Genomic DNA, 15,282 nt, shown 5'->3' with positions numbered 1-15,282 from the left:
CCATTTCGTTTTGCCCCGTTTCCACTCTGCCTCCTTTTCGCGATTACACTCAGCCCCACAGACGCCGCTGACCTGCACCTTCGCGTTTCAGTCATCATTGATGGATATTCAAAAGAGGTATCTGTGTTACCGGGAGAAAATGAAAAGGGGGCAGAGTGCTGCACGTGGGATTGCGTACGGAGGTCGCGGGTTAACCAATGGGGTCACTCCAGGACTTCGATACGCTTTACGACGCCAAAAGTCCCCACACCTCCATCTGCCTTCCGCAGAGCGAGCTCCTCCCCTACCTCGCCGACAATGATCTTCTTCCAGCGATACCGAACCGGCTCGACCTCCCGCAGACTCACAGAGAAGTGCGTTAACCCATGGTCCAGCAGGGCTGTGTCTCCGCCCTCGAATACGAGGTAGAAGACCTGATCCCCCACCGACGTTCGTGTCATTCCTGTGAGGGGTGGTGGGGAGTGAGGGCTGGGGGCGTCGTTAAGCAGGGTGATTCTCGAAACCACCCCAAGGCGATGGTCGGTGCCGCCGGCATCGACGACCGTCAGCGGGGAACCCACCCGGCAAGTGCGGATGCGCTCATAGGTCCAGACCCCCGGCTGAGAATTCGCCTCCGGGCGCCGCACGCTGACCCGGACCGGGTCGACCGTAATGCGGTATGCCGGGGATTCGGTCTCCACGACATATCTGGCGGAGATGACATTCGCCGCCGCCGGACCTGCCGGTGCATTCTGAGCCCCCTCAATCGAATACCCGGAGATCCCCGACGGATTATCCCGACGCATTTCTTGTAGTTCCTGCACAAGCACCGCGTCGTCGGTGCCCCAGCCGATACCGCGGGTCTCAAGCATCGCGAACAACGTTGACAAGGACAGGTCCGGCTGGGCCTCCCAGGTCGCGCGCAATTCGTCGAGAACTGGCGCGATGCGAGTGGGATCGTTCATAGATAGTCAGTCTAGGGGTCGGACGAAACGGGCAGACTCCCCGTGCTCCAGAGCGACGCGAATGCGACCAAACATGTCCTCATTCAGTCCGGATGTTTCCAGTTCACTGATCGGGCACCACCATGCGCGGGTGTTCTCGCCATCTGCCGGGTACGGATTTTCATCGGGGCTATCGACGCGGCAACGAAATACGATGTCGAGGTACTGCGCGCGGTCGCCGTTGACGTGGGCCGCGGGTGGGAGTGCACGCACTGAGACAAGGGCCTCGGCGACGGCAGTAATGCCCGCTTCCTCTGCGACCTCACGTTCGGCGGCGGCCGAGGGTTGCTCACCGGGGTCGACGATGCCGGTCACCGGGGTCACCATGCCATTGTCTGCCCGCTCAACGAGGAGAACGTACTCTCCACGGACCACAACGGCTGTAACTCCAGTAAGACAGAGCATCTCGTGACCGATTTTCTCGCGAAGCGCCAGGATGAAGTCGGGAGTTGCCATGGGCCTACCCTACAAGTGGCAGCTTTCTCGCCTACCTGCGGAACTAAGGGCAAGTGCCCCGCCACCGCCCTCTCAACGTAGGGCCTTCACCCTGTACTCGTTGCACTTCGATCTCGGATCAGCAACGTACAGAGGGTGCGTGAGGTACGAACAGAGGGCAATGGGCAGACTCCTGGTGCCGGGGGCGTGCCCAGACATAAAAAGAGAGCCACTCCCCGAAAACGGGAAGTGGCTCTCTTTAGCCTTGGGAGATTCTTGCGAACTCCCTGTCACCACCTAGACCGCGAAAGGTCCGGGCAGTTAGAGCACCAGATTTACTTGGTGATCTTGGTGACGCGGCCGGCGCCGACGGTACGGCCACCCTCGCGGATAGCGAAACGCAGGCCCTCGTCCATTGCGACCGGCTGGATCAGCGTGACGGACATGTCAACGTTGTCTCCCGGCATGACCATCTCGACACCCTCCGGCAGCTTCACGACGCCGGTGACGTCGGTGGTGCGGAAGTAGAACTGCGGACGGTAGTTGTCGAAGAACGGGGTGTGGCGGCCGCCCTCATCCTTGGACAGGATGTAGACGGAGCCCTCGAACTCGGTGTGCGGGGTGTAAGCGCCCGGCTTCGCGATGATCTGGCCGCGCTCGATGTCCTCGCGCTTGGTGCCGCGGAGCAGCAGACCACAGTTGTCGCCAGCCTCAGTGTAGTCGAGAAGCTTACGGAACATCTCGATACCGGTGACGGTGGTCTTCTGGGACTTCTCCTTGATGCCGAGGATCTCGACCTCGTCATTGACGTTCAGGGAGCCACGCTCAACACGACCGGTGGCAACGGTGCCACGGCCGGTGATGGTGAAGATGTCCTCGATCGGCATCAGGAACGGCTTGTCGTTCTCACGAACCGGGTCCGGAACGTTGTCGTCGACAGCCTGCATGAGCTCGACGATGGCCTCGGACCACTTGTCGTCGCCCTCGAGAGCCTTCAGAGCGGAGATGTGGACGATCGGAGCTTCTTCGTCGTAGTCCTGCTCGCCGAGCAGCTCGCGGATCTCCATCTCGACCAGCTCGATGATTTCCTCATCGTCAACCATGTCGCACTTGTTCAGTGCAACGAGGATGTAAGGAACGCCAACCTGGCGAGCCAGGAGAACGTGCTCGCGGGTCTGCGGCATCGGGCCGTCGGTGGCGGCGACAACGAGGATCGCGCCGTCCATCTGAGCAGCACCGGTGATCATGTTCTTGATGTAGTCGGCGTGGCCCGGAGCGTCGACGTGTGCGTAGTGACGCTTCTCGGTCTCGTACTCAACGTGGGAGACGTTGATCGTGATGCCACGCTCCTTCTCCTCCGGCGCCTTATCAATGGCGTCGAAAGCGAAAGACTCGTTCAGGTCCGGGTACTTGTCAGCCAGAACCTTGGTGATGGCAGCCGTGGTGGTGGTCTTGCCGTGGTCGACGTGACCGATGGTGCCGATGTTAACGTGCGGCTTCGTACGCTCGAACTTCGCCTTCGCCACTGTAGTCCTCCTGGACGTCATGGTGGCTACGACTTTCGCAGCCACGGTTTTGTGGTGCCCGCGCACCTTCAACCCCTTGGCCACACGGGCCACAGACCTAACGATCATCGGGAAAAAAACGTGCGTGGACAGATTTACTGTGCCAGTTTCCCAATACTAGGGATGTCACAGGTTCATTTCAAACTGAACATCCAAAGCAGGGGACGTCCCCACCCAGCTGGGCTGACTGGGGGGCCGGAGTAACGGCCGGCTTGCACACCACTTCTATCAAGTGGTGCACAGCGAGCCGTCACTCATCCCGCCTGACAAGGGCTTTCGCTCAAGCCAGTTGGAGTAAGTGACGCGCTCCACGTCTAAGACCCTGCCTGGAGGCAGAGATCCATGTGACGGGAATCGCATGCTTGCGCGCAGGTCCAGGACAGATCCAGGAACTAGGTTCCCGGCACTGCCCCGGCTTCCAGACCCGTTGAGAGCCCCGGAGAGCGGCGCTATTAGGCGCCGGTGCGCTCTGCGATGATCTCGGTCGCCACGGAGGAGGGAACCTCACCGTAGGAGTCGAAGATCATCGAGTAGTTGGCGCGGCCCTGGGTCTTGGAACGCAGGTCGCCAACGTAGCCGAACATTTCGGACAGCGGGACCTTAGCCTTGACCAGCTTGGCGCCGGCGCGGTCTTCCATGGACTGGACCTGGCCACGGCGAGAGTTCACGTCGCCGATGACCTCACCCATGTACTCCTCCGGAGTGGTGATCTCGACAGCCATGAGCGGCTCGAGCAGGACCGGCTTCGCCTTGGCGACGCCTTCCTTCAGAGCCTGGGAGCCGGCGATCTTGAACGCCATTTCCGAGGAGTCGACGTCGTGGTACTGACCATCGATCAGGGTGGCCTTGACGTTCACCAGCGGGTAGCCGGCGAGGAAGCCGTACTGCATTGCGTCCTGAACACCAGCGTCAACCGACGGGATATACTCACGCGGGATACGGCCACCGGTGACGGCGTTGACGAACTTGTAGGTGGCGGACTCGCCCTCTTCAAGCTCCGAAGCCTCCGGTGCGTACGGCTCGAATGCCATGATCACCTTAGCGAACTGACCGGAACCACCGGTCTGCTTCTTGTGGGTGAACTCGACCTTCTCAACCGGCTTGCGGATGGTCTCGCGGTACGCAACCTGCGGAGCACCAACGTTGGCCTCAACCTTGAACTCGCGCTTCATGCGGTCGACGAAGACGTCGAGGTGCAGCTCGCCCATACCACCGATGATGGTCTGGCCGGTCTCGTCGTCGAGGTTGACCGTGAAGGTCGGGTCCTCTTCGGTGAGACGCTGAATCGCGGTACCGAGCTTCTCCTGGTCGGCCTTCGACTTCGGCTCGATGGAGACCTTGATGACCGGCTCCGGGAAGGACATGGACTCGAGGACGATCGGAGCATCCTGTGCGGAGAGGGTGTCACCGGTGGTGGTGTCCTTCAGTCCGATGAATGCGTAGATGTTGCCTGCGAGAGCCTCGTCGACCGGGTTCTCCTTGTTGGCGTGCATCTGGAAGAGCTTTCCGATGCGCTCCTTCTTGCCCTTGGTTGCGTTGAGGACCTGCTGGCCCGGCTCAACGCGACCGGAGTAAACGCGCACGAAGGTGAGCTTGCCGAAGAACGGGTGAGCAGCGATCTTGAACGCCAGAGCCGAGAACGGCTCGGAAGCGGACGGCTGACGGGTCAGCTCGACCTCTTCGTTGCCCATCTCGTGGCCGTGGACCTCGCCGACGTCCAGCGGGGTCGGGAGGTAATCAACGACTGCGTCGAGCAGCGGCTGAACGCCCTTGTTCTTGTAGGCGGTGCCACAGAGAACCGGGTAGATCTCGGAGTTGACGGTCATCTTGCGGATGCCGGCCTTGAGCTCCTCGATGGTGAGTTCCTCGCCACCGAAGTACTTCTCCATGAGCTCTTCGTCAGACTCAGCAACGGTCTCGACGAGCTTCTCGCGGTACTCTGCAGCACGATCGCGCAGCTCTTCCGGGATCTCCTCGATGGTTGCCTCTGCCCCGGTCTCAACCTTGCCGCGCCAGGTGATGGCCTGCATGTTGATCAGATCGACGACGCCGTCGAAGTCATCCTCGACGCCGATCGGGAGCTGCATGACCAGCGGCTTAGCGCCGAGGCGCTCGACGATGGTGTCAACGGTGTAGTAGAAGTCAGCGCCCAGCTTGTCCATCTTGTTGACGAAGCAAATACGCGGGACGTCGTACTTCTCAGCCTGACGCCAGACCTGCTCGGACTGGGGCTCAACGCCCTCCTTGCCGTCGAAGACGGCGACAGCGCCATCGAGAACACGCAGGGAACGCTCGACCTCGACGGTGAAGTCGACGTGACCCGGGGTGTCGATGATGTTGATCTGCTTGTCGCCCCAGAAACAGGTGACGGCGGCAGACGTAATCGTGATGCCGCGCTCCTTCTCCTGCTCCATCCAGTCAGTGGTGGACGCGCCATCGTGCGTCTCGCCGACCTTGCGGTTGATACCCGTGTAGAACAGGATGCGCTCGGTCGTGGTGGTCTTACCGGCATCGATGTGTGCCATGATGCCGATATTGCGGACCTCGTTCAGGTCCTTCTTGACGGGAAGTGCATCTGCCACTTTATCCCCAACTCATTTCGGGTCGTCGGCGTCACGAGGACCCGAGATGATCGGGTCCACTCGAACGCCTGGTTGCGTTACTTGGTGTATCTTGCCACCGATTCAGCCCGGTGGCTCAGCGTACCGTCAGCCGATTCCGACCCCATGAGGGGGATTCAGCCGACGCTTTCCACGTAACTACCAGCGGTAGTGGGCGAAGGCACGGTTGGCCTCGGCCATCTTGTGGGTGTCCTCGCGACGCTTCACGGAAGCGCCCAGGCCGTTGGATGCGTCGAGGATCTCGTTAGCGAGACGCTCGATCATGGTGTTCTCGCGGCGCTGACGGGAGAACATCAGCAGCCAGCGCAGTGCCAGGGTGTTGGCGCGGCCCGGACGGACCTCAACCGGAACCTGGTAGGTGGCGCCACCGACACGACGGGAGCGGACCTCGAGGGCCGGCTTCACGTTCTCCAGTGCGCGCTTCAGGGTGAGAACCGGGTCGGTGCCGGTCTTCTCGCGGGTGATCTCCAGTGCACCGTAGACGATGCGCTCTGCGGTGGCCTTCTTGCCGTCCAGGAGAACCTTGTTGACCAGCTGGGTTACGAGCGGGGAGCCGTAAACCGGGTCGTTGACGATGGGACGCTTCGGGGCGGGACCCTTACGAGGCATTCTTACTTCTCCTTCTTCGCGCCGTAGCGGGAACGGGCCTGCTTGCGGTCCTTGACACCCTGGGTGTCGAGGGATCCACGGACGATCTTGTAGCGGACACCCGGAAGGTCCCTCACACGACCACCGCGGACGAGCACCATCGAGTGCTCCTGCAGGTTGTGGCCTTCGCCCGGGATGTATGCGGAAACTTCGATTCCGGAGGTCAGGCGAACACGCGCGACCTTACGGAGAGCGGAGTTCGGCTTCTTCGGGGTGGTGGTGTACACGCGGGTGCACACGCCACGACGCTGGGGGGAACCCTTCAGCGCGGCGGTCGAAGTCGCCTTCTTCTTGTCGTGGCGGCCCTTACGGACCAGCTGCTGGATAGTTGGCATGAACCGACTTTCTTCTGGTTAGACCAGCGCACCCGACCTCCCGGCCACGTGCAGGTCTGCATCGTTTCTCCTGACACCCGCATCAATGAAACCTGCTGATCACAGCATGTTTCAGAACGCGCGAAACCCAGTCAGCCGCTCTCGCTGGCCTACCGGGTGATGTCTGACATTCCCAAACACTCTTGGGACTAATGATCAAGCCTAACCCATTCACGCCCTCAGGACAAAGAGGCATACAGCACACTGCCTGCGATTTCAGTCATGTCCAGGGTCTGCGAGTCGAGGTGGGCGATTCAGTCTCGTTCGGACGGTAGACTCGCTCCGGTGAACCATGATGTCGATTCCGCCGGTACCGGCTCCTCTGCCGCGCGCGTAGCGACGGTGGAGTCTGTCCTGGCTCACCTTGATTCTGCCGAAGTGGACCTGTCCTGCGGGGAGCTCGATCAGCGCCTTCGCGATGCGGTGTCGACTCTGCGCCCCTCAGAGCCGTTCCCTGGGGATCGTCGCGAACTGGAGTTGCTTGGCGATCTGTACGAACGCCTGGGCCTGAATTCCTTGGTCTCCGACCCGGAAGCGGCCGCAATCGACCTCTACCGGGCAGCCGTCGTGGGGCTGCTGCGCGGGGACGCGGACCTTCGCCTGCGCTGTCTGGAGATCTCCGCAGACGTCCACCGCGCCGCCGGCAATATCGAGGAAGCGGCCACTGACTACCGCGCCGTCGCCGCGGCCTACGCCGAGTCGGATCCCGCCCGCGCTGAGGCCCTGCTGATGGAGGCCGCTTCTCTTGGCGAGGTCATGTTCGATGACGCGCCTCTCGAAACTGCGCTTCCCGACGCCCCCCTCCCCTCCACCGAGTTCTTCTCCGAACCGGACCTGAACTCGGTAGTCGAGGAACCTGAACCCATCGAGGACGACTCCACTGACACCTCAGGCGACGCAACTGCGGAGCAGGAGCAGGTCTACTCCCCCGATCCAGAATCGATATTGGCGGTGCTGGATGTAGGGATGGATACGTCGGGAAGCACGACCGTTGCGCACCAGGCTGCGTCGGAGCTGTACGCAGAACTGCTTGCCGATGTCGCTGCGATGGCAGACCCGGCGAACAAAGCCGCAGCCGGGACCGCAATTTCCGAGACCTTCGACCAGCACTGGACCGCAGTCTTCGATACCGCCTTGGAGAACATCGCCGCCGGTTCCGTCCACGAGGCGGACTGGAGATTCCGCTACCTGATCGAGGCCCATGGATTCCCGGATGGGCCGGGGGACGACCTCATCGGCCGGTGTTGGCTGGGCCGGGTGCAGTTGTGCCTGCCGTCGTCGCCGACGCTTCGCAATGTCGTGGTCGAAGCGGCGAACTTCATCACATCGATCAGTTCGCCGGTACTGCGGGCAAACCTGGCCTCGGAACTGGCGGGGTTACTCAACCGGGTTCCTGGGCCCGAGCGCATCCGCAAGCAGTTGCTCGACGGTGCAGAGGCGGACTTCCGTTCTGTTGGCAATGAGGTGGAGGTCCTGCGCTGCCGCCTGGCCAAGGCAATGGACTTGGCCTTCGCCGGAAATTACCGGGAGGCTCACGACCGGTTCACGGACATCTCTGCCCGTGCCCGCCAGGTCCGGGATCTTCCGCTGTACTCGGACGCATTGCTCAACCTTGGCCGGTCCTGGGCATTCGCAGGTCGGCCTGATGGTGCGGTGGACTGCTTCGACCGCGTGCTGAAGCACTTCCCCGCGCAGAACCTCCATGACGCCCGGGAAGCAGAGGCCTACGGAAAGCTCGCGCTGGAACGAGGCCGAGTTATGGCGAAGTCGGATCTGCCGCAGCCTGAACCGGGTGAGACGTCCCAGAAATACTTCCAGATCGCCTATGACACCTTCAGCCGCTTCGATCTGACCGACCTCGCCGAGACCGCCAGAAGCCGACTCCAGCGGTAAGTCGCCCCGATCTAGCGGAATAGTCCCCGTTCAGCGAGCTGCCACAGCACCGGATCAAGAACCCGGAACGGGGCAATGCCGCTGCGGTGCAGGTGCGATCCCTGCGGGGCGGCGCCGAGCGCAGAGGTCGCGAAGAACCGGTAGGCGCTCGACGGCTGACCGTTATACCGAGAGTCGATCGTGTAGACGAGGCGCTGCGCTTGCAGCCACATCAGCATGCTGCGGATCTCGATGTTCAGCAGATCCTGGTCGACTCGGTTGTAGGTGAAGCCAGTGTCGCGCCGGTACGCGGCACCGTAGTTGCCCATCATGCGGGCCCACTTGGCGTCGGGGACCTCTTCCAGTTTCTGGAGGGTGTCGAACTTCGACAGCGTGATCGCCAGGTTCGGGCGCGCCTGCCCGAGGATGCGGAAGAGGTTGTCCAGCACCTTCACCGGATCGCCACCGAGCTGGTGCTCCGGGATGATGCCCTGCAGGTAATTGCGGATCTGTGAGACCTTCAGCGGATCGAAGAGGAACACCACCTCATCGGCATCGCGGAAGAACTCTAGGTCAGAGACATCATCCGGCGGGGACTCCAGGTCCTCACCGGCAACGTCTCGCAGTACCAGGAACCACGGCCGGGTTCCGTGTCCGTCGCCAAGGTCCCAGTCACCAAGGTTGAAAATCAGCGGATCGCGCTGATAAGCGTCGGCGGCCGCGTGGCTGGGAGTCGGCGGCATTAGGCCCATTTTCTCGAAGAGGGGTTCCTCGTAATGCTCGCGGTAGCGCTCCTCGGTCGAGGCGTCGGCAGGCACTACGACCCGGCCGTGCTTCTCCGCCAACTGCTGGAGCTGCTTGACCAGGACCGCGATGTACAGGCTCTTTCCTGAAGCACGTGCGCCAGCCATCGCGATACACACGGATCCGGAGTTCGCCCAGCCCTGGGGCAGGTCGCGTCCGGTGTACTCGCTCTGTGCCGCCGTAGGGTCCGACAAGGGCTTGAAGGTCCACGGGCACCGAGTCACCGCGGAGTAGGTGGTGGGGGTGGTCATGCGTGGTTCTCCTTGGCGGTGTTCCGGGTTGCGGCGACGACGGCGTCGACGATCTCACCAATGGCGTCGTGGCGCTTTGTCTCCAAGGACGCTCGGACATTCTCGTCGACAGTGACGACCATCGGGTGGCGCGGCCGCGGCTGATTGCCGAGGACCAGCGAAACGGCATTTGAGGTGCCCTCGACGACTGCGGCCGGAGCCGAGTCCGAGATGACAAACGTCAGCGCTGCCCTGCCGCTGCCGATGTTCTCACCGCCACCGATTCGGCGTATGGCTTCGGCGGAGGCGGCTGTCACTGCGTCGGGAAGCGCTGCAGGTCCTGCGAGGACTGATTCGGAGCCGTCCGTCACCAGCGTGACGGTTCCTCCGGAGCAGGCGATGCTCGCCGCTCCCACGACGATGCTCACCGCGGTATCGAGATGTTCACGAACCGCGGGAACGGACATCGACGCAGAACGATCCAGGTGCAGCCGCAATGCCAGTCCCGAGGGCGGGTGCACACCCTGGGAGTCGAATGCCGAGCGCAATGCAGCACCGACGGTCGACGCGGGGCCCTCCAGGTTCGTTTCGTTTCCGGTAGCGGCCCGGACGTTGAGGAGTGCGCCTTGCAAGGAGACGGTGCCAGCGGCCGCTTCGGATCTACCGTCGAGTGAGATCGGCGGGAGCTCCACACCTTCGGCGGCGTCGGTGCCCGGCCGTCCCCTGCTCAGCACTATCTGTGCCGAGGCGCCGGGGCCGAATTCTCCACCCCGAGCAGGAGCGACCAACAACCGCAGGTCACCGGTAACTTGGAGGACTTTGACCGTCGCTGCATCAACCTGGTTGAGCTGCGCCTGGCCGTCAACGACCAGGCGCACCGGCTCTCCGGTACCCAGAGCGTGGGCCCTGATCTGGAACATGCCGGTGGCAGGCATCGTGATCGCACCACCGGGGTTCAAGGACTTCATGACCATTGTGTTCCCTACTTCCTGTCCGTGTTCCGGCCGGTGAGCCGGTCACTGCAGCGGCCGTGTTCTCTGCGCCTGCGGTCCCTGGGGTCAGCGTCCTCCGACGGGAGCAGTTGCATCACTGCCCGGCCGATCTGGAGCACCACCTCCGGCACTCCGTCGTAGTTTTCTGTGTGTTGTTCGCGGAAGTCCGGACGCTGATGAGAGACGATTCCAGCGCTAATCCGAGCGATTTCTTCCAATCGCTCCGGCCCGATCGCACGGTAGCGCCACCACGGCAGTACCAGCGCCAACTGGCTCGCCGGTTCCACCAACTGCGTCGCGGCTCCCATTGCGAGAATGGCGTTTTGCGCATGCAGCAACTGCGGATCGCGGTCCGCTCCCTCTCGCAAGAGGATCTCGAAGGACCGGCCGAGCATCTCTGGCTCGGTCGTACCGGGCCAAATCTCCCGTGACCAGAAGCCCCACCAATCGAGCCTGGGGTACTGGGCGATCTTTGAGAGTTCTTCGTCGGAGACTCGGCGCAGCTCCACGTCAACGATGTCGGTGACACACTCCTCGCTTCCCGAGGTCTCCTGCCACCTCATCCCTCCCACCTCCTCAACGGGGAGATTGTGGGATGCATCGGGGGTGTCGAACAGCCAGTGCCACGGTCCCTCGGTGAGGAGGTGGCGGTCTTCTTGACGGAGGTAGTCCACCGCTGAACGGATGATGTCAGCTAGGCGCTCGGATGGCTCAGGAATCAATGACTGCAATGAGTTGAGTCCGAAGGCGACGGTAATGCCGGGGATGGCCAACCGGTTCGCCCGCGATTCCTGAAGGGGTGCCGCTTCCGCGGGCTGATCCAGGGATCCCCAGTCGTCGGCAGGGTCACCGCCCCATCCCTCTACCTCGTGGTTCGTGCGGTGGACCGGCTCTGAATCTCCCCACGGATTGTCGTCGACTGGCTCGTCTGCTGTCGTTGCTCCGGAGATCTCTCCCAATGCCATTGCCGCCATTAATGCGGCTTCTCTGCCGTGGCAGCAGAAGTCCATTGGTGCGCTGGAGGTGTTCTCAGCAATGCGAGTGCTGGCAAGGTCCTTCAGCCCAAGCCAGTCAGACAACTCCGGAGCCATCCCGTCCCCGCTGCGCAGCAGATCCGCGAACGACGGCGATTCGGTCAGCAGCTTACCGATCATGGTCCGCACGGCCTGCTCCGGAATTCGCGTGGAGTTCGCCAAGGAGATGGGATCGTGTAGCACCAAGTCAGCCAGGCCCGCTTGTAACAAGGCCGGCACGACGGTGTCAGTGGCCTGTGCAGGCAGGGCGCCGGTCTTCGCGAGCACGTCCAACCGATTAACCGTCTGCACTGGTCGGCTATCGCTGGCTGCTGCGCTCAGAACATCCTGCAAAAAAGCCCGCAGGTCGTCTTTTGTGAGGAGGGCGGAAAGGTTGATGGGGACGTCGTCACGCGAAAAGAGTTCGAGCAACGCATCGCTAGCTTCCTGCTGAAGCTGCCGCTCGCGGATCACTGGGATCGCCACCGACCAGGGGCGCTCCGGAGTCGCTGGAATGAGGTCAGGATCCCGGGACTCGTGGCGCGTATATGCCCACAACTGCACTAAGGCGGACCAGGCGGACGCGGGGATCTCGTCGGTGGAGGTACGGGTCGGGGTGCCTCGGTAGGTACCGATTTCCGGTTCCCGGGTCAGGTCGATGACCAGTGCACCAGGGAACTCGCGCGCCTCATTGAGGTCGTAGCCGGGCACGTTCACTACCCGGTAACCGTGCTCGTGGGCGCGGCGCAGACTCCTCGCACGTTCCATGGTGGACCAGGTCAGGTCGGTGGCGCCCTCTGGAGTAGAGACGGCGCACATCGCGGCGATCAGCAGCCCGGCGCGATGGCGGTCACCAGCGAGGACGACGAACCGTCCAGCCTCAACACCATCCAACAGACCGATGAGCAGAGACTGCAGATCGATGTCCTCGACCTCCTGCAGGCGATCCCATACCGCCGAGACATCTGCTGCCTGACCGGGGACGGGAACCTGCGCCGTGCCGGGGGACGACAAAGTAGCGTTGACTTCGCGAGCTCCAAACGGGAACTGCACTGACGGGCTGTCGAGAAACCCTGCCGGGTTGATTCCGGAAGTGTGGGTCCCAGAGGCGCGAAACACCCACACGCGGGAGAAGACATTGCCGGCCCTACCGGTGGAGTCCTCACCTGCGGGCGCGGAGGTCCACAGCACGTGGTCAGTGCCCCACGGAGCCAGGGACCACGCGATGCGCTTGGGCAGCGCCTTGATTTCCTGCGCGGAGGCGTACTTCGGCACCGGGTCAGCGGAGTCCAAGCGGGTGGGCACCCACTCGATCAGGCTGCGCAGTTCCGCATCGGTGAGATCACCGGCGCGTTCGCCGACGCTCCAACCTCCAGTAGCCCCGGCGCGGCTGAAGGAGGCGTAGGTGAACATTGAGGTTCCGGTCATGCCTGTCCCTCCGGGAGAACCAGTTTGAGCAGGCTGCCGGCAGCGTCGTCGGTGACGATGCGGCGGGAGTGACCAACGGCCCAGGCGTCGTCCGACAATGGCGCGTCATCCTCAACGATGAAGAGGCGCAGCCACTGCGGGTTCTGACCGATACGGCGGACCTCATCAATCGGCACGATCCATGGCTGGCGACCTGCGGCGATCTGCGTCGGATCCTCGCCTTGAGTCGGCGGCGGGCCGGCGGGCAGCGTGGTCGGGGTAATCAACTCGCCGATCTCGTTAAATCCGGGCTGTTGGCCGGGCGTCATTGGCTGGATACCCACCACACCTGCACCCTGGTCCTGCTTGTCCTCGATGCACAAAGGGAAACGCTCTGGGTGGTGGACCAACTGGAACCGCGGCGGGTTCTGGTCATCCCTGCCCACGCACCACAGGTGCACGATCATGCCCTGCGGCGTCGCCCTTAGCTGGTAGCGGTAGTGGCGCAGTCCCCGGTAGTGCAGGACCGTCTCGTTGGCGGTGGTTTCCTCGCCGCGGTAGATGCTGCGCGGGGTGAGAATCACGGTCTGCCCCAGTGGATCGAGGTTGAGCCGGACGCCACCGGTGCGGCGGTATTCGTCCTCGTCGATCTCGGCGCGATGGGTGCGGTGGGAGCGATCCTCACTGCCGAGGGAAGCAGTCTCGATCTTCACCATCGTCGCCCCAGCGGGCCATTCGAAGGTGATCAACTGCTCTTCGGTGCGCTCAATAAGCGTGGCGTTGCGGATCGTGTCCACTCGCTGCAGGACGCTGGTGCTGCCAACTTCCGCCATGCCATCGACGATCGTCACCGGGGTGATATGCACCTCGTCCCACTCGTCTGGCCACATTGCCTTGTGGTCCACCTGGCTGTCTGCCGGCTGCTCCTCCTCCACGGTGCGGGCTTCGGCGAGCGCTTCATCGCGGGCGAGAGCCTCCACAGGAACCGGCGCGAACGACAAGTCCGCTGCCGGTGCCCGGTTGCTCAAGTACACGCGGACGACTCCCGCACGGGGCGCAAACCACGACAGGAAGATGCGCTCGGAACCGTCAATGTCCTGGCCGTGAGCGCAGCTCTCCAGTTCAGTTTTGGTCAGCTCTGCGGGAACAGACACCTCATGCACGGCGCCGCGGGTGCCTACCTGAAGCTCGCCACGGAACTTCACCACCGGCAAGACCATGTAGCGCATCGTGGCGCCAGGAACTGCTCGGTGCTCAAAACTCTTGTACGTCACCCCACCGTGAATGCGGTACTCCGGAGAGTTGGCACGGCCGCGGTCTCCCTTACCGCTGCCGTAGACGCGAATCTCCTCGTAGCCAGGCACGATCTCCCAACTGCCTTCTACCACGCCCTGAGAAACCTCAAGGCTGACACCGGGTACCGGGAAAATGCAGATGTCTTCGCCAATGAGAGTCGGCTGGGAATCCAGCGTGGAACGCATATCGCTCCCGACGTTCATCCACACCTGATAATGCCGAAACGCCACCCCGGTCGGGGCGTCCTCCTCGTACCCCTCAGACACGATCGACACCATCAATTCACCCGCCTCCGGGGACTGATCGGTCTCTCCGTCAGAGGCAACCACTCGGTACACCACGAACGCGTCATCCTCGACCCATGTCGGCCGATCCCAGGTCACCTCAACGGTCGACCGGTCGCCGATCTCTCGGTGGCGCACCTTCACCGTGTCTTCGCCAGCGCCGGTATTGCCGAAGTCGTACGGCGCGAAATAGTCCGTGGTGAAGTTTGGGATGATCTTGCTGCGGTCCATAACCGACATCGCGGCACTGCCTCCGGCTAGACCCGCGAACTGCGCAGCCACCGGATCCAGCCCTGCGTGCTGGGGGTGTACATCGTCTTGCTTTACGACGTCCTCCTCAACCACTTCCCCCTCAATCACCTCATCCGGAACATCCATCGGCTGGGATGGGGCGGCATGGGACGGAGCCGTGTGTGAGAACGTCCGCTCGGTCGAGGACGTGGCGAACTGCGTCCCCTGTTCCGACTGCGACGGGCTCACGTGTGGTGCAGCCTGGGTGTCAGCAGGTTCGGGAGCCGCATGGGCACCGCCGGTGGTGGAGTTGCTCTCCGAGGATGCGTCCGTGGAGGTAGCGATCAGGCGTCGGTGGATCACCCCGGCGAGCTTCTTGTACTGCGCAGGAAGGCTCCTGCGGATCTTCTCCTCAGTGGGGTTATCCATGCGGATGATCCCCTTGAGGATGACCTCCGGGACCGCCCGGATCTGCTCCAGTTCGTCTGGCTGATCGGAGTGCGATGTCATCTTGTTCCTTATCCGGG

At 62.7% G+C, this 15,282-nt stretch carries 11 protein-coding genes; 1 reads left to right on the top strand and 10 read right to left on the bottom strand.

Going from position 1 to position 15,282, the window contains the following annotated elements:
- Window positions 1-203: 203 nt before the first annotated feature.
- The 6 genes from YWU_RS0106280 to rpsL all read right to left on the bottom strand — a co-directional run bounded on the left by YWU_RS0106280 (window position 204) and on the right by rpsL (window position 6,587).
- Window positions 204-944 (bottom strand): hypothetical protein, encoded by a 741-nt coding sequence (locus YWU_RS0106280; RefSeq protein WP_027019801.1) that lies wholly within the window; start codon window positions 942-944, stop codon window positions 204-206.
- Window positions 945-950: 6 nt separating this feature from the next.
- A complete protein-coding gene (locus YWU_RS0106275; RefSeq protein ID WP_027019800.1) occupies window positions 951-1,439 on the bottom strand; it encodes an NUDIX domain-containing protein in 489 nt (162 codons plus the stop codon).
- A 314-nt stretch (window positions 1,440-1,753) separates the two neighbouring features.
- The gene (gene tuf / locus YWU_RS0106270) at window positions 1,754-2,944 is read right to left on the bottom strand and encodes an elongation factor Tu (RefSeq protein ID WP_027019799.1); all 1,191 of its coding nucleotides are present in this window, start codon (window positions 2,942-2,944) and stop codon (window positions 1,754-1,756) included.
- Window positions 2,945-3,435: 491 nt separating this feature from the next.
- The gene (gene fusA, locus YWU_RS0106265) at window positions 3,436-5,565 is read right to left on the bottom strand and encodes an elongation factor G (RefSeq protein ID WP_027019798.1); all 2,130 of its coding nucleotides are present in this window, start codon (window positions 5,563-5,565) and stop codon (window positions 3,436-3,438) included.
- Between the two features lie 177 nt (window positions 5,566-5,742).
- Window positions 5,743-6,213, bottom strand: coding sequence for a 30S ribosomal protein S7 (rpsG, locus tag YWU_RS0106260; protein WP_027019797.1), 471 nt, complete (start codon window positions 6,211-6,213; stop codon window positions 5,743-5,745).
- A gap of 2 nt (window positions 6,214-6,215) precedes the next feature.
- The gene (rpsL, locus tag YWU_RS0106255) at window positions 6,216-6,587 is read right to left on the bottom strand and encodes a 30S ribosomal protein S12 (protein ID WP_027019796.1); all 372 of its coding nucleotides are present in this window, start codon (window positions 6,585-6,587) and stop codon (window positions 6,216-6,218) included.
- A 324-nt stretch (window positions 6,588-6,911) separates the two neighbouring features.
- Between rpsL and YWU_RS0106250 the strand changes: the two genes are divergently transcribed.
- On the top strand, window positions 6,912-8,519 hold the full coding sequence (locus YWU_RS0106250; protein ID WP_027019795.1) for a tetratricopeptide repeat protein: 1,608 nt from the start codon (window positions 6,912-6,914) through the stop codon (window positions 8,517-8,519).
- 11 nt (window positions 8,520-8,530) lie between these two features.
- On the opposite strand, the gene YWU_RS0106245 is transcribed toward YWU_RS0106250, so the two are convergent.
- Genes YWU_RS0106245 through YWU_RS0106230 form a run of 4 tightly spaced genes read right to left on the bottom strand, consistent with a single transcriptional unit; the run spans window position 8,531 to window position 15,265 of the window.
- Window positions 8,531-9,553: a hypothetical protein gene (locus tag YWU_RS0106245; RefSeq protein ID WP_027019794.1), complete on the bottom strand. Its 1,023-nt coding sequence runs from the start codon at window positions 9,551-9,553 to the stop codon at window positions 8,531-8,533.
- Window positions 9,550-10,500 carry a hypothetical protein gene (locus YWU_RS0106240; protein ID WP_156892737.1) on the bottom strand — a complete coding sequence of 317 codons (951 nt, stop codon included), beginning with the start codon at window positions 10,498-10,500 and terminating at the stop codon, window positions 9,550-9,552. Before YWU_RS0106240 ends, YWU_RS0106245 begins: the two co-directional genes overlap by 4 nt.
- A gap of 14 nt (window positions 10,501-10,514) precedes the next feature.
- The gene (locus YWU_RS0106235) at window positions 10,515-12,965 is read right to left on the bottom strand and encodes a GAP1-N2 domain-containing protein (protein WP_027019792.1); all 2,451 of its coding nucleotides are present in this window, start codon (window positions 12,963-12,965) and stop codon (window positions 10,515-10,517) included.
- Entirely contained in the window at window positions 12,962-15,265 is a 2,304-nt protein-coding gene (locus YWU_RS0106230; protein WP_027019791.1) for a SaeA-related protein, read from the bottom strand. Before YWU_RS0106230 ends, YWU_RS0106235 begins: the two co-directional genes overlap by 4 nt.
- Between the last annotated feature and the right edge of the window lie 17 nt (window positions 15,266-15,282).

The organism is Corynebacterium sputi DSM 45148 (assembly GCF_000427865.1).
GTDB classification, from domain to species: Bacteria; Actinomycetota; Actinomycetes; order Mycobacteriales; family Mycobacteriaceae; genus Corynebacterium; species Corynebacterium sputi.
This window is presented reverse-complemented; position numbering and strand designations above follow the sequence as displayed.